Annotated in this window: 20 protein-coding genes and 1 pseudogene; 12 read left to right on the top strand and 9 right to left on the bottom strand. The window is 40.9% G+C overall.

Annotated elements, in window-relative coordinates; genetic code table 11:
* Positions 1-27 precede the first annotated feature (27 nt).
* The 3 genes from CQ839_RS12260 to CQ839_RS12250 form a co-directional block, all read right to left on the bottom strand.
* Positions 28-4,020, bottom strand: coding sequence for a response regulator (locus CQ839_RS12260; protein WP_103668573.1), 3,993 nt, complete (start codon positions 4,018-4,020; stop codon positions 28-30).
* A 60-nt stretch (positions 4,021-4,080) separates the two neighbouring features.
* Positions 4,081-4,590 (bottom strand): hypothetical protein, encoded by a 510-nt coding sequence (locus tag CQ839_RS12255; protein WP_258040715.1) that lies wholly within the window; start codon positions 4,588-4,590, stop codon positions 4,081-4,083.
* Positions 4,591-4,691: 101 nt separating this feature from the next.
* Complete coding sequence (locus CQ839_RS12250) at positions 4,692-6,299, bottom strand: Hsp70 family protein (protein WP_103668571.1); 1,608 nt, start codon at positions 6,297-6,299, stop codon at positions 4,692-4,694.
* 112 nt (positions 6,300-6,411) lie between these two features.
* Between CQ839_RS12250 and CQ839_RS12245 the strand changes: the two genes are divergently transcribed.
* On the top strand, positions 6,412-6,870 hold the full coding sequence (locus CQ839_RS12245; RefSeq protein WP_103668570.1) for a hypothetical protein: 459 nt from the start codon (positions 6,412-6,414) through the stop codon (positions 6,868-6,870).
* Between the two features lie 41 nt (positions 6,871-6,911).
* Here CQ839_RS12245 and CQ839_RS12240 read toward each other — a convergent pair whose 3' ends face one another.
* The gene (locus CQ839_RS12240) at positions 6,912-7,694 is read right to left on the bottom strand and encodes a peptidylprolyl isomerase (RefSeq protein ID WP_103668569.1); all 783 of its coding nucleotides are present in this window, start codon (positions 7,692-7,694) and stop codon (positions 6,912-6,914) included.
* 204 nt (positions 7,695-7,898) lie between these two features.
* Positions 7,899-8,456, bottom strand: coding sequence for a photosystem I assembly protein Ycf4 (locus CQ839_RS12235; RefSeq protein WP_258040714.1), 558 nt, complete (start codon positions 8,454-8,456; stop codon positions 7,899-7,901).
* Positions 8,457-8,873: 417 nt separating this feature from the next.
* Between CQ839_RS12235 and CQ839_RS12230 the strand changes: the two genes are divergently transcribed.
* Both CQ839_RS12230 and CQ839_RS12225 read left to right on the top strand, forming a co-directional pair.
* Positions 8,874-9,440, top strand: coding sequence for a hypothetical protein (locus CQ839_RS12230; RefSeq protein ID WP_146048737.1), 567 nt, complete (start codon positions 8,874-8,876; stop codon positions 9,438-9,440).
* Between the two features lie 145 nt (positions 9,441-9,585).
* Entirely contained in the window at positions 9,586-10,362 is a 777-nt protein-coding gene (locus tag CQ839_RS12225; RefSeq protein ID WP_103668566.1) for a RibD family protein, read from the top strand.
* A gap of 146 nt (positions 10,363-10,508) precedes the next feature.
* On the opposite strand, the gene CQ839_RS12220 is transcribed toward CQ839_RS12225, so the two are convergent.
* The gene (locus CQ839_RS12220; RefSeq protein ID WP_103668565.1) at positions 10,509-11,024 is read right to left on the bottom strand and encodes a molybdenum cofactor biosynthesis protein B; all 516 of its coding nucleotides are present in this window, start codon (positions 11,022-11,024) and stop codon (positions 10,509-10,511) included.
* 121 nt (positions 11,025-11,145) lie between these two features.
* Here CQ839_RS12220 and CQ839_RS12215 point away from each other — a divergent pair, with 121 nt between their 5' ends.
* From CQ839_RS12215 to CQ839_RS12200, 4 genes and pseudogenes are all read left to right on the top strand, one after another.
* On the top strand, positions 11,146-11,478 hold the full coding sequence (locus CQ839_RS12215; RefSeq protein WP_103668564.1) for a type II toxin-antitoxin system RelE/ParE family toxin: 333 nt from the start codon (positions 11,146-11,148) through the stop codon (positions 11,476-11,478).
* 13 nt (positions 11,479-11,491) lie between these two features.
* Entirely contained in the window at positions 11,492-11,806 is a 315-nt protein-coding gene (locus CQ839_RS12210) for a helix-turn-helix transcriptional regulator (protein WP_103668681.1), read from the top strand.
* 68 nt (positions 11,807-11,874) lie between these two features.
* Complete coding sequence (locus tag CQ839_RS12205; protein ID WP_103668563.1) at positions 11,875-12,138, top strand: hypothetical protein; 264 nt, start codon at positions 11,875-11,877, stop codon at positions 12,136-12,138.
* Positions 12,119-12,247, top strand: a pseudogene (locus CQ839_RS12200) (Txe/YoeB family addiction module toxin); the annotation flags it as partial. The gene CQ839_RS12205 and the pseudogene CQ839_RS12200, both read left to right, overlap by 20 nt.
* A 136-nt stretch (positions 12,248-12,383) precedes the next feature.
* Here the strand turns inward: CQ839_RS12200 and CQ839_RS12195 are convergent.
* Together CQ839_RS12195 and CQ839_RS12190 are read right to left on the bottom strand one after the other, a co-directional pair.
* A complete protein-coding gene (locus CQ839_RS12195) occupies positions 12,384-12,599 on the bottom strand; it encodes a toxin-antitoxin system HicB family antitoxin (protein ID WP_103668562.1) in 216 nt (71 codons plus the stop codon).
* 5 nt (positions 12,600-12,604) lie between these two features.
* Positions 12,605-13,027, bottom strand: coding sequence for a putative toxin-antitoxin system toxin component, PIN family (locus CQ839_RS12190; protein WP_103668561.1), 423 nt, complete (start codon positions 13,025-13,027; stop codon positions 12,605-12,607).
* A 254-nt stretch (positions 13,028-13,281) separates the two neighbouring features.
* Between CQ839_RS12190 and CQ839_RS24825 the strand changes: the two genes are divergently transcribed.
* From CQ839_RS24825 to CQ839_RS12170, 5 genes are all read left to right on the top strand, one after another.
* Positions 13,282-13,422 carry a hypothetical protein gene (locus tag CQ839_RS24825; protein WP_181016189.1) on the top strand — a complete coding sequence of 47 codons (141 nt, stop codon included), beginning with the start codon at positions 13,282-13,284 and terminating at the stop codon, positions 13,420-13,422.
* Positions 13,415-16,387 (top strand): tetratricopeptide repeat protein, encoded by a 2,973-nt coding sequence (locus tag CQ839_RS12185; protein WP_181016188.1) that lies wholly within the window; start codon positions 13,415-13,417, stop codon positions 16,385-16,387. Before CQ839_RS24825 ends, CQ839_RS12185 begins: the two co-directional genes overlap by 8 nt.
* The gene (locus tag CQ839_RS12180; RefSeq protein ID WP_103668559.1) at positions 16,384-16,827 is read left to right on the top strand and encodes a hypothetical protein; all 444 of its coding nucleotides are present in this window, start codon (positions 16,384-16,386) and stop codon (positions 16,825-16,827) included. Before CQ839_RS12185 ends, CQ839_RS12180 begins: the two co-directional genes overlap by 4 nt.
* Positions 16,828-16,834: 7 nt before the next feature.
* Positions 16,835-18,226, top strand: a complete 1,392-nt coding sequence (locus tag CQ839_RS12175) for a hypothetical protein (RefSeq protein ID WP_103668558.1) — start codon at positions 16,835-16,837, stop codon at positions 18,224-18,226.
* Between the two features lie 401 nt (positions 18,227-18,627).
* A complete protein-coding gene (locus tag CQ839_RS12170; protein ID WP_181016187.1) occupies positions 18,628-19,110 on the top strand; it encodes a cob(I)yrinic acid a,c-diamide adenosyltransferase in 483 nt (160 codons plus the stop codon).
* 77 nt (positions 19,111-19,187) lie between these two features.
* Here the strand turns inward: CQ839_RS12170 and CQ839_RS12165 are convergent, their stop codons facing one another.
* The gene (locus CQ839_RS12165; RefSeq protein WP_103668556.1) at positions 19,188-19,541 is read right to left on the bottom strand and encodes a DUF565 domain-containing protein; all 354 of its coding nucleotides are present in this window, start codon (positions 19,539-19,541) and stop codon (positions 19,188-19,190) included.
* Positions 19,542-19,597: the final 56 nt, after the last annotated feature.

Raw genomic sequence — 19,597 nt, 5'->3', positions numbered from 1 at the left:
AAAGTGGGCTTTTTCCTCTTTGGGGTTTTAGCTTTTATTATTTTTGAGATATTTTAATAGCGATCGCTCGATATCTTTGGTATTGATGGGTTTACTCATATAGTCATTCATTCCTGCGCTCATACAAGCTTTATAATCTTCAGGTAGAGCGTCAGCCGTCAGGGCAATAATCCAAGGTTGTGTTCGTAACGATGAACTTTGACGAATTGCTCTAGTTGCGGTTAGTCCATCCATTACAGGCATCTGCACATCCATGAATATGATGTCATAGGCTAGATTAAAATCTTGATCGGCAATAACCTCCATGCATTCACTGCCATTGTTAACAGTATCAGCTTTACATCCTAGTCTTTTCAACATAAGGATAACTATTTTTTGATTGAGAATATTATCTTCCACGATCAAAATTTTGATCGGGAACTTCTCAAAGCTGATTTTATTTGCATTGGATAGAGCAGAACCAAGATTATCAATTGCTTTAACTGTTGAAATTGCGGCAATTACTGGCACAGCGATCGTGAAATGGAAGGTGGAGCCTTGAGTATTCTCGTTAGATCTGATTACCCAATCTGACGGAGGATTACCACCGACATTACCTCGGCTTTCTACCCAGATCGTTCCACCCATGAGTTCTACAAGTCTTTTCGAGATTGCTAATCCCAGTCCAGTCCCACCAAACTGACGATTGATCGAGACATCGGCTTGAGTAAAGGGTTTAAACAGTTTATCAATGCAATTGCGATCGATGCCAATCCCTGTATCTGTGATCGAGAATCTAAATTCGTAGGTATTAGCGGTAATAAATTTACGGTCATAGCTGATGGAAATATAGCCTTGTTCGGTAAACTTAATCGCATTACCAATTAGGTTAATTAGTATTTGTCGCAGTCGTGAGCTATCGCCTACTACTGTAGTTGGGGTCATACTATTAACGTGACATTGCAGATTAGTATTTTTGTCAAAAGCCTGTTTATTTAAGAGGTTACAAACGGCATTGATCGTATCTTCAAAGTTAAATTCTTTCTGCTCTAGCTGGAGATTTCCAGATTCAATTTTTGAGAAATCCAGAATGTCATTGATTACAGTTAACAGCGCATCTCCACTATCCAAAATAATCTGCACCAAATCCTTTTGTTCATCTCTTAGTGGTGTAGAAGCCAGCAGTTGCGCCATGCCGAGAACTCCATTCATCGGGGTACGGATTTCATGACTCATATTGGCAAGAAATTCACTCTTAGCTTTATTGGCGGCTTCGGCTAGTTCTTTAGCTTTCTCTAAAGCGATTTCTGTTTGTTTGTGTTCAGCTAGCTCTAGTTGTAATTGTTGATAGAGACTTACATGTTGGATTGCGATCGCAAGTTGATTTGCGATCGTCTGGGCGAGTACAATCTCATCATCTCCCCAAATATATGGCTTCTGAACTTTGCGGATCGTAAAGCTCCCCCAAATTTTTTCGTTTGCAATTATAGGGATTAATAGCCAAGCACCAGGTTTGTTTTTGGCTAATTCACTATTGATCTCATCTTCGATCTCATCAGTATCATTGATTTGGATAATCTCTTTGTTTTTAAGTCTTGTTGCAAAAGAGTTGTCTTGATCAGGTATTTCAAATCCAATTCTGTCACTGGTTTCTGGTCTATCTTGAAAAATGGCAATATATTTCCAAACTTTTTTCTCGTCAATGTATTGGATAATAGCTGCCTGTTCTAAATTCAATAAACTCGCGATCGCATTGGTAGCAGTGTTAAATACAAATTCTAAATCAAGTGAACTACGTATTAATTGAATAAACTGGTTGAGCGTTTGCTCCCTCTGCATACTGGCCAATAATGATTTTTCAGCTAGTTTGCGTTGTGTAATATCTCGGCAAATGCAAAATTGGAAAATATTATTATCCCAATCAACAGAATTGGCACTAATCTCAACGTCACATATCGATCCATCTTTTTTACGATGTTGAGTTTCAAACAGCACTTTTTTTGACTGAAGGTTAAATTCTTGAATTCCCCTTTCTAATTCTTCTCTTGTCCATTTCACATCTATATCATAAATGCTGAGATTAGTTGTTTCTTCTAGAGAATAACCAAGCATCGCTGCGAAACTTGAATTGCACTCAACAAGATTTCCCTCACCATCTAAGATCAGAATTCCATCAAAAGAATTAGTCAAAAGTGCCTTATTACGGATTAGTTCTTTTTCAAGATTAATTTCTATCTGTTTGCGATCGCTGATATCTGAGATAATCCCATACCAAGCCGTATCGCCATTTGTACGACGCTCTGGGCGCAGATTAGACCGTAGCCATTTAAGCTTGCCTGATGGGGTAATGATTCGCCATTCATGCCGTAAGATTGATGATGTCTCAAAACTAGTGCCAACAACTTCCCAAAAATTTGCCATGTCGTCAGGGTGAATCTGCTCGAAAAAAAGTTGAGGATTTTGAAGAATTTGGGTAACTTTCAACTCATGAATCTCCTCATGTGCTGGACTTAAATATTCAAAATAAGCAGAGCCATCTGCGCGTTGTACAAAAATTTCGATGATTACTGGTGATGACAATGCTATTTTTTGGAGTTTCTCCTCACTTACTCGTAATGACTCTTCAGCACGACGGTGATCGGTATTATCACGGATAACGACAACAGCGGCGTTATTATCTATGGGGACTACTCGAACTTCCTCATAGTGCTGCCCGTCGCTAGTCTGATAAGTTTGATCGATAGTTAGCATTTCTCCAGAAGAGACTGCCTGCTGAATTGCTTGGATTTGAGTTGTCGCAAGTTCTAATGGTAGGAGATCGACAATATTCTTCCCTATCGAATGAATATGAGCGGGAATGAAATCATAAGAAGGTTTATCCTGTTTTGACTCAAGATAAGTTCCATCTATACTGATTAAGTTGATAATGTCTGGAATCCCATTTAATATTGAACGCAACTTATGTTCACTAGCTTGAAGCTCGGAAGTCTTATTTTGGACTTGTAGTGCTAGAGAACCACTTGGATTTTGATAGACTTCAGCTTGCTGAATTGCGATCGCTAATTGCACCGATAATTGCTGTAGCAACTTAATTTCATCTTCTTCCCAATCACGGGTTCTAGAACATTGATGAACAATTAGCAATCCCCATAAAGTTTGAGTGTTCTGGCGATTATTGAGTTGATTATTTGATTGGTTATTAGAAGCTGAGCTATTACTTAGAGGCACAGCTAATAGAATTGGTGCAATTACATTTGCCTGAACCTGAAAGCCATCCAACATTTGCACATGGCATTCTAAAAAATCAGCACTATGTATATCAGAATTGGCAAAAATCTTGCCATCTAGACATTCGTTCAACTGCTCTTCAGAAAGATGGGCACAGAGATCCTCACCCCCAAAGTCTAAACAAGCAGGAAAAGGCGGAACTACTGCTTCAGCAATAATTCTACGGCTCATATCCTCATCAAATTTATAAATAAGCGTGCGATCGGTTTGGAGAAATTTACTGATTTCCTGAACTACAGACTGACAAATGTCTTCTAGATTAATAAACTGACGAATATTTAGAGCTATTTGCGAAACTAGCTCTTTACCTCTGCAAACCCGCTCTAGTTGACGAGCTAGAGTAAAGTATTCAAGTAAACTACGGATACTCTGTTGTAATGAATATTGGGTAATATCATTTTTAATCAAATATTCATACGCTCCCAAACGCATCTTGCTCACAGCATTTCTTGCGTCTTCACTTCCAGTAAGCATGATGACTGGAAGTTTGAGATCTAACGCCTGTTCAATGTTATTACTCTGAGCATGGTCTCGCATAGTCTCAACTAAGACTATGCCATTGCCATCAGGCAAACCAATATCAACCAATGTAGCATCAGGCTTTTGCGATCGCCATAACTCTAATCCTTGCGTAAGAGTTTCAGCTTCTAAAATACGATAGCTATTATCGAGATCACACTCAATATATTGACGAAATAGTAAACGATCATTTTTATCGTCATCCACTATCAAAATAGTTTTCGCATTAGACATGGCTTAAAAACTCATTTCCGCAAGAGTTTACCATGAAAATTGCTAAGCTTTCAAGAAAAATTAACGTGGTTTCACCGTATAGTCATCAAGAATTTCTCTCCCTCGCCGAGTCAGTGTTTCGGAGCCTTCTAGCATGAGCAAGTATTGTCCACGATCCAAACAACTTCGACAGGAAATCGACAAGCTGCTTTTAAAAAACCATCCATATAAAGTACCAATCAAACCACCAATTACAATCCCAATCAGTCCAGAGGTTGAGGCGATCGTCAATAATGCCTGATGCCATTCAAGATTGGGCAATTTGATACTGAAGATCAGATATAAGATCACACCCATGACAGTACTAATTACGCCTACCCAAAACATGCCTCGTTTGGCATAGCGCCATGCGGTATAAGTGGGATTAAATAAGCCCACACTATCGGGGCTGCTGTAACCTTTGCCGACCAGAGCAAGATGCTCTGGCGAGATGCCATGACATTGAAGCAAGCGATAAGCTTCAAAAGCTGAAGATTCGTCAGGTAATACAGCAATCATCAGTCGAGAATGTTTTGAGCGTGTGTGAGTCACAAGTGATGCCTACTATCAACTGAATGTTTGAGTCAGAACGGATAAATATGCCTTTCTAGATTCTACAAAATTTCAGAGGGTTAAAGTCATTTTTTAAAGATTCATTCTAGTTTGGCGATCGCCTGATGATCAATCAGTACCTGATCCGTCAGCAAATCTCTTACTTTCGCCATCAAAACACGCCGATCATCGATTTCAAAATTAACGGCAATGCGATCATCCCCTAACTGTCCTGAAGGATCTAGTCTGGCAATACAAACTTGATCCCCATCCGATTTTTTACTACTTGCCGCTAGTGAGCGAAAATCCGATTGTTTCAGCAATTGGCTACTAGTCATACGTCCAAAGTTATCATAGGTAACCTCAGCCTGTGAAATATCAGCAACCTCACCGATATCCAGCCAAATTTCGGTTTGTCCTGCGATCGCGGCTTGCAAAATTAATGGCTCATTGCGTTGACAAGGATATTTTGTGCCTTTCTCAAACAATGTATAGAAAGAATATTGATGCAGATAAGGTTCCCAAAGGCGAATCGCATAGCTATGACGTAAATGATCTACGATCGCGATCGCCTGACCTAAAACTAAAGCCCCATGAACAACTGCTTCAAATGGTTTGCCAAACTTGACTTTAGATTTGCCGAAATACGAAGTGATCAATTGCTGAATTGCCACAATCTGGCAACTGCCACCGACTAATAGAATCTGCTCGATCGCCGCCTTGCTAATGCCCCGATTTAGACCAATGGTGAGAACTTCATCAATAGCTTCGCGCAACTGCTCAAGCATCTGATTTTGTTCGAGGATTTCCGTCAATTCATCTTGATTAAGCCGCAGTTCGTGAGAAATCATGTTCGTATCTAGCCAAATTGCCCTGACTTCCTGAACTAGTGACAATTTAATTTTGATTTGTTCCGCTATTTCTAAAATACTTAGCCAACTAGTTTCGCCAACCTGCGATCGCGTCATTCCTAATTGCCGCAAAAAATGCTCAGCAATCCATCGATCAATGTCAATCCCACCAATATAAGCATCAGATTTGGCGATCGCTTCAGCTTTAGCAACTTGTTTATGAGTGGTGGCATTAGAGATCGGCGCAGTCCGCACTAAACTCAAATCTAACGTACCACCACCAAAATCAATCACTAATACCAGAGCATTTGGTCGAGTAATCGCGTAGCCCAAAGCGGCAGCAGTAGATTCATCGATAATTTGGAAGTTAGGAACTTTTAGTCGTTCAGCAAAGTTACTAAACCAGTTGAGATATGCCTCAAATGCGCCAACGGGAACTGTAAAGATTAATTGCGTTGGTTGGATATCTTGTAATAGTAAGCGCTGCCATAATTCCGTCAAGAAGATTTCCGCGATCGCTTCGGCATCATAAAGCTTGCCATCAATCTCACGCGCAGGCGATCGAAAACTAGCAACAATATCTCGCTTAAATCCTTGGAACAATCGCTTCGATTGATTTTCTAATAAATATTGCGATCGCGCTTGTTCTCCAAATAGAAATTCCCCATAATTCGTCTCAGAACCATGCGCATAGACTAAACTCGGCACTAGCCAAGCCGTTCCCTCGTTTGTCTCAAAACCATGAGAGATATTATCGAAATGCAAAGTTTTTGGTGCGGCAGTATCGCGATCGCTGTCCGTTGTAAGAATCGAGATCGCAGTATTACTAGTTCCAAAATCAATCGCAACAACAGTCATGTTTAGCTTGAGTTAAAGTAGATATATGGCAATCTTAAATAGTGTGTTCGTCCGAACACACTATAGATACGGCTCTATGTTGTGTTCTGAAATATCAAGGAGCATAAAATCCATGAAAGTAATCATGACCGCGATCGCTACGCTTGGGGCGATGACTACATTTGCAGGCTCGGCACTTGCAGATGTCTCAATTAGCATCAGGTTTGGATCAAGTCCCTCAACCAATACCTATCGCACCTACGATTCCTATCGCTCTAATTATCAGCGTACTTATAGCAATCCTTACTACCAAAACTACAGACAGCATCGAAATGTTAACTCTGGAGTGATTGTTCGGGAGATAGTCCCTAGCCATAATTACGGCAAAACATGGAACCATCCTTCTGCTCCTACAGTGATCTATTCTCCTAATTTTCCTGCGGCAAATCAATCGGTATATAACCCATATAATGCCAACCTTGGAGGATATAACAACTATCCTACAGCGAATCCATCGATGATTTATAACCCCCATAACGTTAACCTTGGAGATCGCTATATTGTCGAGCAACGAATCATTCGTATTCGCTAAAAAAAAGAGCCTGCAAATGCAGGCTCTTTTTTTATGATTTTTTAAGCAGGTTGCTTAAGATTTTCTTCACCTTTAGTGATCGTTATTGATTCAATGCGATCGCCGCCCTGAATTTTTTCGACTAAATCCATACCTTCGGTTACATAGCCAAATACAGCATAGGAACCATCAAGAAAGTAGATATCATCAAGAGCTAAATAAAACTGGCAAGACGCAGAATTAGGAGACTGCGATCGAGCCATGGCGATCGCGCCCTTGTTGTGCCGTAACTTTGGCTTTTTGGTGGGTGGTAAAATTTCGCCATAGACAGGCTGCTTTTCCCCATCAGGCAAAATTTCGAGCGGGATATAACGAGGCTGTGAAGTTACGGGGTCTGTGAAATTACCCGTACCATTGCCAAGGGGATCTCCACCCTGCGCGACAAATGGGGTTGGCTCCTTAACCACACGATGAAAAGTTAAGCCGTTATAAAGTCCACGTTTGACTAAATCGGCAAAATTCCCTGCGGTAAGTGGTGCACTAGCACCATCAAGCTCGATTTTAACGGTTCCAGATTTTAGTTTTAATTCCACCGTTGCTGAGCCTTTAAGCTGCACAAATTTAGCAAGCGCCGCCTCTAGAGAGTTTTCAGGACTTTCACTAGGTTTTGGCGATGCTGGGATCGTAGCGATCGCTGTAGGCTTGCTGCTTGCTGTAGGAGAAGCTTTTGCTGATGCACTTGCTGAGGCAGTTGGCGAAGCGCTTGCCGAGACACTACCGCCATTTGTGCAACTTGTGAGCAAAAAACTCACTGCTAAAAAACAACTAAGAATCCAACGCAACATGTTTAACCCTTGATAACGTATGTAAATTGTATACTCCCTTTCCAATGAATAACTAGTTGTGATCGGCTTTGCCGATCACAACTAGTTATTCATTTCATAAAACTGAAGAATCTGTACCGACCGCTGCGCGGGAAGTCCAGATTCTTCGGTTTTATATTTAATCATGTCTAGCTACTTTGATGAGATGCGGCGCATCTCATCTAGTTATAGCCCTTCCAAGGGCACTGCCAAAAACTTGGCAATTTCTGCTGCCCGATCTTCGAGAGCGGTTAAAGCGATCGGCTGACCCACCTCTGATAGAGGTAGATCGCCTTTGCCCTTAACTCGCAAATATAAGGCTCTCTTAGGACTCAGACCATTGCGAATTTCGACACGAACCGCCTGTACATCAGCAATCTTGTAAGTCAATTCAATATTTTTGCTCTTACTGCGTCCTTGTCGATAAAGTGTCACCTTGCCACTGTTGCGATCGAACTCGTTGTAGCCACTACCATAATCGATCGCCATCACATATAGCAGGTATAGCTCTAGCAATGTGCCAGCTACTCCATAAAAGGAAAGTGCCAAACCTTGAGGCACAAATTCCAACTGTAGGGGATCAGAAAACGGTAGCAAATTAATCTTTAAGAAACTCGATATTCCTGCTAGCAAAAAGCCCGACGCACCTATGGCAACAATAACCGCAAAGCAATAGTTACTAAAGCGCCGTGACCCGACAATGTCATATCGCAGAACATTGGATTGAGATTTTGTAGTTACCATCGGTTGAAACAATATTAAAAAAATTACTATGCCAAGGAACAGTATATAGCGGCTTGCAGTCTCTAGTATGTGTAAACTACTCGTAAGTAGCTAATCAAAATTAAAAACCCAGAGCCAAAATCTGCACCGCCCGCTACGCGGGCAGTGCAGATTTTGGGGCTTTATATTTAATTTTGATTAGCTACTCAAGCAGCAATTCTCGTTCTCAAAACCAATTTTGAGATTTGGGATCAATGACCAATAGCCTTAATACGGAGAGTTGCTGGATATATCTATGCTTCAGGCTGATCGCGATCGCAATCAGTTGTATACCAAAAGATTTGCTAAGAAATGATGCGTAGAGTATCTTGATTAGACAAGTGACTCAAGACTAATTTCCAACCGTTACTTACCGACAATTACCTTTCCAAATTAATCGTGAAAAAATCACTCAATTATTCCTTAAAGCAAAGCCTACTCGCAGCGATCGCCGTTAGTTGTGTTGCGGTTATGTCAGCTTGCCAGCAACCACCAGCACCAACAGAAACTGCGGCAACCACTAAACCTACAGCCGCAGCAACGGCAAGTCCTACCACTACCGCATCAGCATCTCCCACCACAAAGACTCCTGAATCTGCACCAGATAAAAGCCCTGCAACCGCTGCTAGTCTTGACAAGGTCGCAGGTGAATATACAGTCGTTTTAGACCCTAAAGTTTTAGCGGATGCTGAAAAAGAGGGTGTTAAATCCGTTACAGGTAAATGGACAATTAAACCCGAAGGTACTTTTGAAGCTACCCTCAAAGCAGTCTCTACTAAAGATGAAGTCCAAGAAATCAAGACTGCTGGCAAAATTTCAATCAAAGATGGCAAGGTTGTTTCTCAAGTTGAATCCGTTAATGGAGAAAAACCACCCCAAGCTCCTCCCGAACAGCCTTACACCTTGTCCGCAGATGGCAAGGAATTGCAAGCTGATGGTCAGCCTGTAAAATTGGTCAAACAATAATCTTTTTAGGCAAGCAAGATCGCACTGCGATTTTGCTTGTTCTTTTAAGACTGTGGACAAAATTAAAACCAAAAAGAGAGTTGCGGCGCTTTGCACCGCAACTCTCTTTTTGGTTTAGCAAATACCGAATCAAACTCGCTACAAAATGTATAACAGCTTCTACTCATCTCACGATCGCATTTATAACTTTGAAGAACTAGCTTTCCCAACGGAAGGTGTGGAATTTGAACTGAATGATCGCCCCGCTAAACGTCCATATATTGCCTTCAATATGGTGTCTAGTGTCGATGGAAAAGCGACAACCTATCAAGGGAAACTTACAGGCTTAGGCTCGCGTCCCGATCGCCTATTAATGCAAAGACTGCGATCGCAATTTGATGCTGTTTTAGCTGGAGGCACGACGCTACGCCAAGATGCCTTTATCCCTACAGTACCTCCTGAACTATTAGAGGAACGTCAAAAGAACTTTTCGCAGCCTCAGCCTCTCGGCATCGTGATTAGTAATTCGGGTAATCTGCCTAGCGATCATCGGTTTTGGAATGCTGGGAAAGATTTGCGAATTGCTTTGCTGGGACAAGACACTTCCGTCGAACCTTGGCTCGAAGAGAAAGCGCAAATTTTTCGATTCCCAACCAATGATCACCAAATCGATATAAAACAAGTATTGGCAATGCTTTTTGAGAAACTTGGGATTAAGCGTCTTTTAGTGGAAGGTGGCCCCGCCCTAAATTATTCGCTAATCTCTCAAGGTTTAGCTGATGAGTTGTTTTTGACGTTATCTCCTCATATAGTTGGCGGAGCTGACAATATGACTGTTGTTGGCGGTTCTGGTTATGGGCTTGGTGGTACTGATTTGCCCAATCTCAAGTTGCGATCTCTATACCACCATGAATCAGAGTTGTTTTTGCGCTATCAATTTTAGGGCTTACGCAAGCAACCCAAGAACTCAAGTTCTTGGCTAAAAGCTCAAGTCTGCTGAAGCAGACTAAAGAATAATTCCAATTAACCCGTTTCAACGGGTTTGAACTTGTAGCCCGCACTTGCGTGCAGGGCTACGCTATCAATTTGTTAATGCAAACCTTTAAGTTGGCGCACAAGATGAATAATTTCTGGCAAAATTAGCTGCTCGATCGCTAGTTTTACAGCATTACTCGAACCAGGGAGCGAAAAGACTAGCTTACCTTGATAGATTCCTGCCTCCGATCGCGAGGCGATCGCTCTAGAGCCGACTTCTTGCCAACTCAAATAACGAAACATCTCGCCAAATCCTGGGAGTGTCTTTTCGAGTAAAGCAGCGATCGCATCGTAAGTTGTATCTCGTGGCGCAATCCCTGTCCCGCCATTGAGAATAATCGCATCAAGATCTGCGATCGCGGCTAGCTTATACATTTGCTCGCGAATCTCGTCAGGTTCGTCTTTGACTAGGGTGTAGTAGTCCAGCAGATGCCCAGCATTAATCATCGACTGTTTGATAAAGTTACCGCTTTTGTCGGTTTCTGGTGTGCGGGTATCGCTGACGGTAATTACTGCAAAATGGACTTGATAGGACGGTGGATCGGGACATGGATTTTGAGAAGGCTTCATAGTTTTTAGTTAAGTATAACCTTGTAATGTTTTAGCATTTGCGCCACTATCTCTAAACTCACTACAAAAATTTAGAACAAGGCTAACCCATGCTAATATATCAAATGTGATATAAAGCGATATGGGAAATCAAAGTAAACCTTTAGTTTGGCTACATGGAGAAGTTAAAACTCCGCCTTTCAGTCAAGAAATTCGGGTAGAAACAGGTGTTCTACTCAGGCAATTGCAGCAAGGAGTTTCTCTTGGATTACCTCATTCTCGTCCTATGCCAAGTATCGGAGAGGGTTGTCATGAGTTACGCATTAGAGATGTTGATAAAAACTGGAGAATCATTTATCGAATTGATGATGATGCAATTGTAATTGTGGAGGTCTTTAATAAATCAACGAGAACGACTCCCAAGAATGTGATTGAAGTTTGCAAGAAACGCCTTAGTAAATACGATGCTGACTAACAGGATTAATACGATGGATTTAGATAAAAGAGCGCGTTTAGAGGCTAAGGGTTGGAAGGTTGGCACAGTTTCAGATTTTTTGGAGTTAACGCCTGAAGAGTCTGTTTTGGTAGAGATTAAGTTGGCTCTTAGTCAAAGCTTAAAGGAGCGTCGGCAAAAGCTGATGACTCAAAGTGAACTTGCTTCTAAGATGAGTTCTAGTCAGCCTCGGATTGCTAAAGCTGAAAGTGGTGATGCTTCTGTTTCTATTGAGTTATTGATTAGGGCAATGTTGGCGACTGGCGCGACTCCTCAAGATATTGGACAGGTTATTGCTGGTGTAGGTTAAGCGATCGCTAGATGTATAGCTCTAGAAAAATTTATAAGCTATGCTTAAAAGGCAAGGAGGACAAATGTATGACGATCAAAGAGCAATTAATTCGCGAAATTGAGCAAGCACCTGAAGCCTCGTTGATTAAATTTATGCAAATTTGGCAGTTTGCTAAGCAGTCAGGTTTTACAGCAATTAGTTCTGAGGATTGGGAACAACATCAGGAAACTTTGTTTGTTTTACAAAATGATGCTCTTATGAAACAGATATCTCGTTCTATGGCAACCCATGAGCAACGGCAAGGTTATCAGCCTAGTAAGGAAGAGATGGATGAGATACTTAGTTTTTGAGGGTAATACATGGGAGGCTTATGAGGATCTCAGACAGAAAGATAAGAACCTGCATAAGAATCTTTGTAAAATTATCAAAGAGTTACTGCGGGACGATCCTGCTAAGGGGAATCGTGTAAATGCTTAACTTTCTTCCGCTAAAAATATATATGCGATCGCACCATCAGTCCTTTGTGGGGCAATTCCACCAGAGTGAAGCTAAATGTCTTGATTTAAGGTAACGGAATCAAATATTTGAAACTTACTCATGTTTTTGCATCTAATTTATCTAGGATGCGTAAACCTTCTTGGACATTACCTCTTGCAGCCATTACTTTAAACCTGTTGTAGGTATCGAATTCAGCCAGAACAATAGTTGATAATTCTTCCATAAGCTTATTGACGCTAATTCCTCGTGACTGAGCTAGTTCCTTTAATCTTGTATGTTTATCATCGGGAAGCCGAATTGTTAAAGTTGCCATAAGTGTTATCTCCTAACGATTTGTTCTGGCTTGAGAATGGATAAGTTGGGGAAGATGAGATCACTGTTTAAGAAATCTTTGATATTTTTTGTGGCAATAATTTGAGCATTACCTGCGATCGCTAGTTCTATTAAATGGTTATCTGCTTCGTCTCTCAAGTTAGGTCTCCACAAATAGTAAATATCAATCCATTGACAGACACTCATGAAAGCATCAAGTAAGGCAAAAATCTCCTGTTTTGTCAAAGTACATTGGGTAATGATTTCTTCTCGCAGAACTACTGACTCATATTCTAAAAATAAGTTGTTTCCCATCAGTGGTTGATATTCTCCTTGAAGGCAGAGCCTAATCAACTCTCGACTTGCTCCAGTGGAGCCTATTAGAGCGCTGATTAAAACGCTAGTATCAACGACAATTCGGGATTTCATGGTGACATGATAGCATATATGCCGCCATACTAATACTTGATAAGCATTATCTCTATACACAAATGCTCTACCTTCTTTGCTTTTACCGATAAATTATTCCTGCGGTTGGGGATTTTGGGTTAATGTGTGAGGCTTTGGGCTAAGCATTCCCAATTTGAGGGCATCTAAAAATTTATAAACATTTGCGGGAATGCTTAGCCCCTACGGAAAAAATTGCTAAAATTTTAGGAGCTTATAGTGAGGCTGGGTGCGTGATGAGTTGGTTGAAGGGTTTGTTTGGTGGTAAGTCGGACGGATCGCCGTCTCTTGTGCCGTTAACCGATCGCGGATATGAGCAGTTATCTCTGCAAGTCCTGCAAGGTGTGGCGGCTAATTGGGATAAACAGAATGTCTAAGAATTTTGGATTTGGCGGTCAAAAATCAACTCCTAAAAAAAAGTCTAAAGCTTCAGGGGAAAGGCATATAGATAATCACTCTTGGCATCATAAAGATGATTCTTTTTGGTATACAAAAGGGCGTTCTCTAGTAGATTCAAAAAAATATGAAGAAGCCATCATAGCTTTTGACCATGCTATTCGATGCAACCCTAAAAACTATAATGCTTGGAATAGTAAAGGTAACTGTCTATGTTATAAATTTAAAAGATATAAGGATTCAATTACTGCTTACGAGAAAGCTATCAAAATTAATCCTAATATTTCTGGTTTATGGGCAAATAAAGCATATTCTTTAGCTAAATTAGGAGAGCATGAACAAGCAATATTAGCTTATCATACTGCTATCAAAATACCTTCAAATCCAGATGAAAGACCAAAATATTGGAATGGGATGGGTTTTTCTTATACTGATCTAGGACAGTATGAGAAGTCAATTGAAGCCTATGATCGAGCTACTGATATCAATCCTAACTATTATCAAGCTTGGCTTAACAAAGGAATTTCTTTGGACAAATTAAATCGTCATGAAGATTCTCTTGAAGCTTATAATGAAGTCATTAAATTTGATAGCAATAACTATAGAGCGTGGAATTGTAAAGGAATTTCTCTAGCTAAGCTAGAGCGTTACGAAGAATCGCTCAAAGCTTATAATCGAGCCATTGAAATTAAACCTGACTACCATGAGGCTTTGTATAACCAAGGCGTTCATCTTTATAACTTTAAGTATTATAGAAAGGCGATAGAGGCATTTAATAAAGTTATAGCTCTCAATCCAGATTATGTCTATTGGGCTTGGCACGGTAAAGGTAGCTCATTATCCTCCTTAGGAGATGAGGAAGAAGCTATCGAAGCATATGAAAGTGCTATTAAGATTGTACCTAATCATCAATCTTGGAATGGCAAAGGAATTGCTCTAGCTCAATTAGGGCAATACGAAGAGTCTATCCAAGCATATGATAATTCCCTAACGATAAATCCCAAAAATTGGATGGCTTGGATTAATCGCGGCACTGCTGCGCTACATCAGATTGACAAGTCAATAGGTGCTTGTTTATTACCACTAGCAATGCAAAATCTCAACTTAAATCAGCGTGGTTTTCAAGGACAGATTGCTTGTATTAATGAAGGTTTTAAATACGTTATTCAAGAAATTGATTTAGAAGGTTGTGGACAACTACATCGGGCAATAGGAAATGCTCATTATTTTTATGGGCGACAGCAGAAAGATACTTTCATTTTTTGGAGGAAGTCAATTTCTAGCTACGAAATAGCAATAGGAAGCCTTACAGCCACAGAAGAATTGGAAAGTGTCCATCTAGAAACTTTGCAGGACTTAATTCGCGTCTTTTTAGGATTGTGTGAGTCTGAAAAAGCAGAAAGTCTGTTGAGAGAAGGAACTAGTTTTCTGAATGCAAGATTGATACAAAAATCAGGATGTCATAAAGAACAATTTGAGCAGAAATTTAGACCACGATTTAATGATTTAACTGTCGAACTGTATGTACAACAAGGCAAATTAATTGAAGCCTTAGAAATTGCGGAAAAAAACAAAAATGATTTCTTGAGTGCTTTACTCTTGGCAAATAGCAATGAGCCAAGTCCCACCTACGCAAAAATGTGTGCCTTCCTCCATCAACATCCTACCACTGCAATTATCTACTGGCATTACGGAGACAACACCATCACCACTTTTTTGCTTGCTCTTAATGATTCATCTGAAATCGTCCTCACTTTACCTGCAATCCCCATAGAACCAAATGCTGTCCGAGTCAACGAACTCAAAAACTGGATTACCGTATGGCAAAAGGACTATGCTAACTATGGTGGCAAAGCAAGGAAATCTGACCAAGAGTCCAAACGAAAAGACAAAAATCATCCTTGGCGTATCCAGATGTGCGATCGCTTTAATAACCTCAAAACCATACTATGCATTACAGCTATTGAAGAATCATTAAAAAGCTATTCTCACTGCACTCATTTACTTCTTATCCCTCACGGAGACTTACACTTATTCCCCCTAGACAGTCTCTTCAATCCAAAATACACTATCTCATATTTACCCAGTATCAAAGTTGGCATCAACTTTAGTAACCGAAGCAACCCAAGCCATAATCACTTGCTCAGCATAGAAAATCCTGATAGTACAGTCAAACTTGACAATGGCGCAGAGCAAAACCTGCCACAACTCACTGCTGCCGAAGCAGAATCAGAACTTATCTATCAGATGTATGCTAAATTTTCCCAGCCAACTCGCAGAGCTAAAGCTGAAACTACCTTCAAAGAAGTAGTTGCACAAATTACTTCCAAAAATCCCACCCCCCATACTGTCTTGCACTTTACGGGACATGGTTATTATGATTCTCTCAATTCAATCGAATCCGCCCTTGCTCTTAGCAAAAATGATCGCCTAACCCTTCGAGAAATTGCAACCCTTGACCTCAGCACATATAAACTTGCTTGTCTTTCTGCCTGTGAAACTGCTATTACTGGCAACCAAGTTCTTATCAGTTACATTAATCCCATCCAATATAGTAATGGTGAAGAAGATTTAACCAATATTCCCAAGGTAGCAGAATACGTTGGAATTGCAAGCGCCTTCATGTATAGCGGTGTTGCCAATGTCGTCAGCACCCTCTGGACAGTCGAATCTATATCTAGCGCTCTACTCATGATCGAATTCCACCGCTATTACTTAGCAGGAAATTCTGCCGCCACAGCCCTCGCCACTGCAAAACATTGGTTACGCAATGCAACTTGCGAAGACCTAAGCAACTGGTATCACCAAGAAATTAAACATCTACCACCTAACCATAGTTTGATTCCTTGGTTGTATGATCGCCTTGATGATATGTCTGCATCAACGGACTCGCACCCCTACAGCCACCTCTATCATTGGTCAGCATTCACCATCACAGGACTATGAAAGACTACGAAGCCGTTACCCTCAAAGCATTTTTAGCAGCCTTAGCCAATCAATCTGCTCCCCTCCCTGCTGAAATCCAAACCCAACTCAATCAGAGCAGCGCAAATCACGATCAGCATATCGCACAGCTTGATGCGATCGCTCGTCAAAATCCCGACCTTAAAGAACCATACTTAACTGCCCGTAAATTGCTAGATTCTCCACAAGAACGAAACAAAGGAACAAGAGTTAAACCAAATGCCGTCGATGAACTACAAAATCCTGAAAGCTTAACGCTCGACAACATCAGCCATTTTCGCGATGAAACACCCCTAGAATCATATGTAAAACAGCTAATCAAAACTGACGATCAAACACTTTCCAAAGTCACCACATCTATTTTAGAATCTGCCAACTCAGTAGAAGCTGCGCCTTGGTTTATATTTAATCTGCCCTCCTGATACTCTGATGACAGAAACCAACAGACTTATTTATCCAACAATCGATCTATTTGTCTATGACCTTGCCGAAGGACTAGGACAGAGTGACGAAAGAGTCGAGCAAAACCGCGAGAATTTTTGGCGAAGAATCTATGGCAAGAAACTGACAGTCCAACAACTAGAAGCTGCTAGTCAAATAGAATTAGAAAATTCTGATTGCATAGAACTCTTAGCTACAGAGCGTTGCCAAGACTTTATAAATCCTCTTGATGGTTATTATTATCCCGTCAAACTTGGTGACACCTATGCTCTACAAGTTAACTGTTCAAGCGATCGCGAAGATACTGTCTTAGAAGACGAACCTCGTGACATCAAAAATTTCTCACAAATCCAACAAAATATCCTCTCCAATCTCCACTGTCAGAACAAAGCGTCTAATCACATCGGTCAAACTTGGTTTGCTTGGGCGCAACTAACTTCAGTCACTCAAGATCCAACGACAACAGCCAAACAAATCTACACACAACTACAAATATTCGATCATCCCGATTGGGAAAAAGATTTAAAAACGGAACTCAAAACTACTGAAGTTAAACTCTTAGGCGCAAACTGTTATGAACTATGGCAACTACCATCCGATCGCGGGGATCTCAGCCAAAGCAAACATCTCCTCATTAGCCTCTTTCCCCATGAACTCAGTCTTGACACAATTGATTCTAAAATTTCCAATCTCTATCCCAGCTTAATGCGCCTATTTTTATATCGCCACAAAATCATCTGGGCATACGATCTTAGTCGCCAATCCAAAGCTAGGCTCAAAAAAGATGCGAAACATATCCAAATCGCGATCACTGATGACAGCACCAAAACTGATTTAGTTGCACTCCAACAAGATTTAAAATCCACCTTAAACTTGATGACCACCTATGCCGAAGAATTGATCTATTTAGAGGATCAAAAAAACACCATCGAGACCAATCTCAAAAACTATCAAAAGCAGCTTCAACAATTTGAAGAGCCCAAGCAAGATATCGATCAGCCATTCCTAGAGAAATTCACCGTGATCGTCACCGACAAATATCTCCCGCAAATTACCGCCGATCTCGCCAGTCTCAGCCCAGCCCAAAAATCCCTCGAAAACTCCGTTCGCAATATCGAAGGCATCATCAACATCGAACAAGCCAAAAGCGATCGCAACCTCAATCAAACCATCTTTGCTGTTGGTACAGGCTTAGGCACAAGCCAAGTCGCCGCAAGCATCATTGTTGCTCAGTTCCCCGCCAATCTCATTCCGACAAAATCCGATACACATTTTTTAATTTACATGGGTGCAGTCTTTTTTGGGAGCATAATAATTGGCATATTTTTTGGCGGTGTCATTTGGCTGAAGTTGCGATCGCGCAACTCTAAAAATCCTTAAATCAGTTTTAAGCTAACCCATTCCCAAATTAAAATGATCGTCACATCCCAGAGAGCTTGAAGCGATCGCTACACAAATCTTTTTTTCAGAACTAGAATCCGATTGCTTTTTTTCGCTTGCGTCAAGGTGTTTATGGCGATCGCATTACTTATCAAAAATTTGCGATCGCGAAAACTTTGCCCTAGACATAGATCTAGACCATCCCAACGCCATTGCAGCTCAGGGGGAACAATTTCTACATCTAGTGTCTGCTATGATGCATAGTGGAAATTTAAACACTAGATTTGTTTATGGTGGCTCAAATTAAGACGGCTCAGATTAAGACGAATCCAACAAAAAACAACCAGAATCAGACCAAAACTAATCCAACAGATCTCAAATCGCCTAAAAGCGCATCTATCGTGACCCCAATTAAAGGCAATGTGCAGGTGTTTATCGCGCCCCATCGTAATCTCTACGCTGATATCATCGCGCAAGGCTTGCGGGTAGCGGGTCAAGGCACACAGGTATTACTAGTACAACTATTTCAAACAGGGATTAATCAAGGCTTGAAAAATCCTCGGCGGCTGGTCGAAAACTTGGAATGGCTCCGTTGTGAAGCTCAGCGCGACTTGTCACAAGATGATATCGAATTGACGGATGTCGAGAAATTGGCGGTACTGGAGCTATGGGAATATGCCAAAGTTGCGATTAAGTTAGAACATGCAAGTTTAGTTATTTTAGACGAAGCGAATTTGCTTGTGGCGCGATCGCTAATTACAGAGGAAGAATTGCTAGAGGTGCTAGAAACGCGATCGCCCAAGGTCAATATCATCTTGACAGGCGCATCAATGCCTTCTCGCATTGCCGACTACGCTGATCAAGTCACCCACCGACGCAGTTAGACTACAAAAAAACTTTAAAAAGTGCTGCGAAGCAGCACTTTTTAAAGTTTTTTTGTTAAGAAATCTCTCTTTCTTAATCATGAGCCAAGCTTGAAGGCTTCTAGAAATAGTCCATATACCAAGCCTAACTTAATAGAATTCAATATTTCAGTAGTCAGTAGTCTTGGGGCTAAGCTTCCATCAACAGAAGTTACTCTTTTAGTACTATAAACATAGCGATTAGTAAGCTCCACAATCAAAACTACAATGGCTGCGCTCACGATATCTTGCTCAGATTTTGCTCCAGACACAGTGGAGATAACCGATGCTAAAAAGAAGCCTAGCAATAGACTAATCAAGATAAAAGATGTGCGCCGCCAAGGATTCCGTGACCATTGCGATAGTCTCGTAGCGCTAACACTGACAATTGTACTAAGACGAGTATTTTGCATAAAAATCTCTCAACTTCGTTATATGGTAACGATTAGCGGCATTTCGCGCCGCTAGT

Origin of the sequence: Pseudanabaena sp. BC1403 (genome assembly GCF_002914585.1) — a bacterium.
GTDB lineage: Bacteria > Cyanobacteriota > Cyanobacteriia > Pseudanabaenales > Pseudanabaenaceae > Pseudanabaena.
Note: the sequence above shows the minus strand (reverse complement) of the source record. Positions and strands in the feature narration are given on the sequence as shown.

Bases quoted from the DNA above. Each gene is read 5' to 3' on its own strand.
- CQ839_RS12260 (WP_103668573.1), bottom strand. From the start codon at position 4,020: ATGTCTAATGCGAAAACTATTTTGATAGTGGATGACGATAAAAATGAT.
- CQ839_RS12250 (WP_103668571.1), bottom strand. From the start codon at position 6,299: ATGACTGTTGTTGCGATTGATTTTGGAACTAGTAATACTGCGATCTCG.
- CQ839_RS12245 (WP_103668570.1), top strand. From the start codon at position 6,412: ATGAAAGTAATCATGACCGCGATCGCTACGCTTGGGGCGATGACTACA.
- CQ839_RS12240 (WP_103668569.1), bottom strand. From the start codon at position 7,694: ATGTTGCGTTGGATTCTTAGTTGTTTTTTAGCAGTGAGTTTTTTGCTC.
- CQ839_RS12235 (WP_258040714.1), bottom strand. From the start codon at position 8,456: ATGGTAACTACAAAATCTCAATCCAATGTTCTGCGATATGACATTGTC.
- CQ839_RS12225 (WP_103668566.1), top strand. From the start codon at position 9,586: ATGTATAACAGCTTCTACTCATCTCACGATCGCATTTATAACTTTGAA.
- CQ839_RS12220 (WP_103668565.1), bottom strand. From the start codon at position 11,024: ATGAAGCCTTCTCAAAATCCATGTCCCGATCCACCGTCCTATCAAGTC.
- CQ839_RS12215 (WP_103668564.1), top strand. From the start codon at position 11,146: ATGGGAAATCAAAGTAAACCTTTAGTTTGGCTACATGGAGAAGTTAAA.
- CQ839_RS12210 (WP_103668681.1), top strand. From the start codon at position 11,492: ATGGATTTAGATAAAAGAGCGCGTTTAGAGGCTAAGGGTTGGAAGGTT.
- CQ839_RS12205 (WP_103668563.1), top strand. From the start codon at position 11,875: ATGACGATCAAAGAGCAATTAATTCGCGAAATTGAGCAAGCACCTGAA.
- CQ839_RS12195 (WP_103668562.1), bottom strand. From the start codon at position 12,599: ATGGCAACTTTAACAATTCGGCTTCCCGATGATAAACATACAAGATTA.
- CQ839_RS12190 (WP_103668561.1), bottom strand. From the start codon at position 13,027: ATGAAATCCCGAATTGTCGTTGATACTAGCGTTTTAATCAGCGCTCTA.
- CQ839_RS24825 (WP_181016189.1), top strand. From the start codon at position 13,282: ATGAGTTGGTTGAAGGGTTTGTTTGGTGGTAAGTCGGACGGATCGCCG.
- CQ839_RS12185 (WP_181016188.1), top strand. From the start codon at position 13,415: ATGTCTAAGAATTTTGGATTTGGCGGTCAAAAATCAACTCCTAAAAAA.
- CQ839_RS12180 (WP_103668559.1), top strand. From the start codon at position 16,384: ATGAAAGACTACGAAGCCGTTACCCTCAAAGCATTTTTAGCAGCCTTA.
- CQ839_RS12175 (WP_103668558.1), top strand. From the start codon at position 16,835: ATGACAGAAACCAACAGACTTATTTATCCAACAATCGATCTATTTGTC.
- CQ839_RS12165 (WP_103668556.1), bottom strand. From the start codon at position 19,541: ATGCAAAATACTCGTCTTAGTACAATTGTCAGTGTTAGCGCTACGAGA.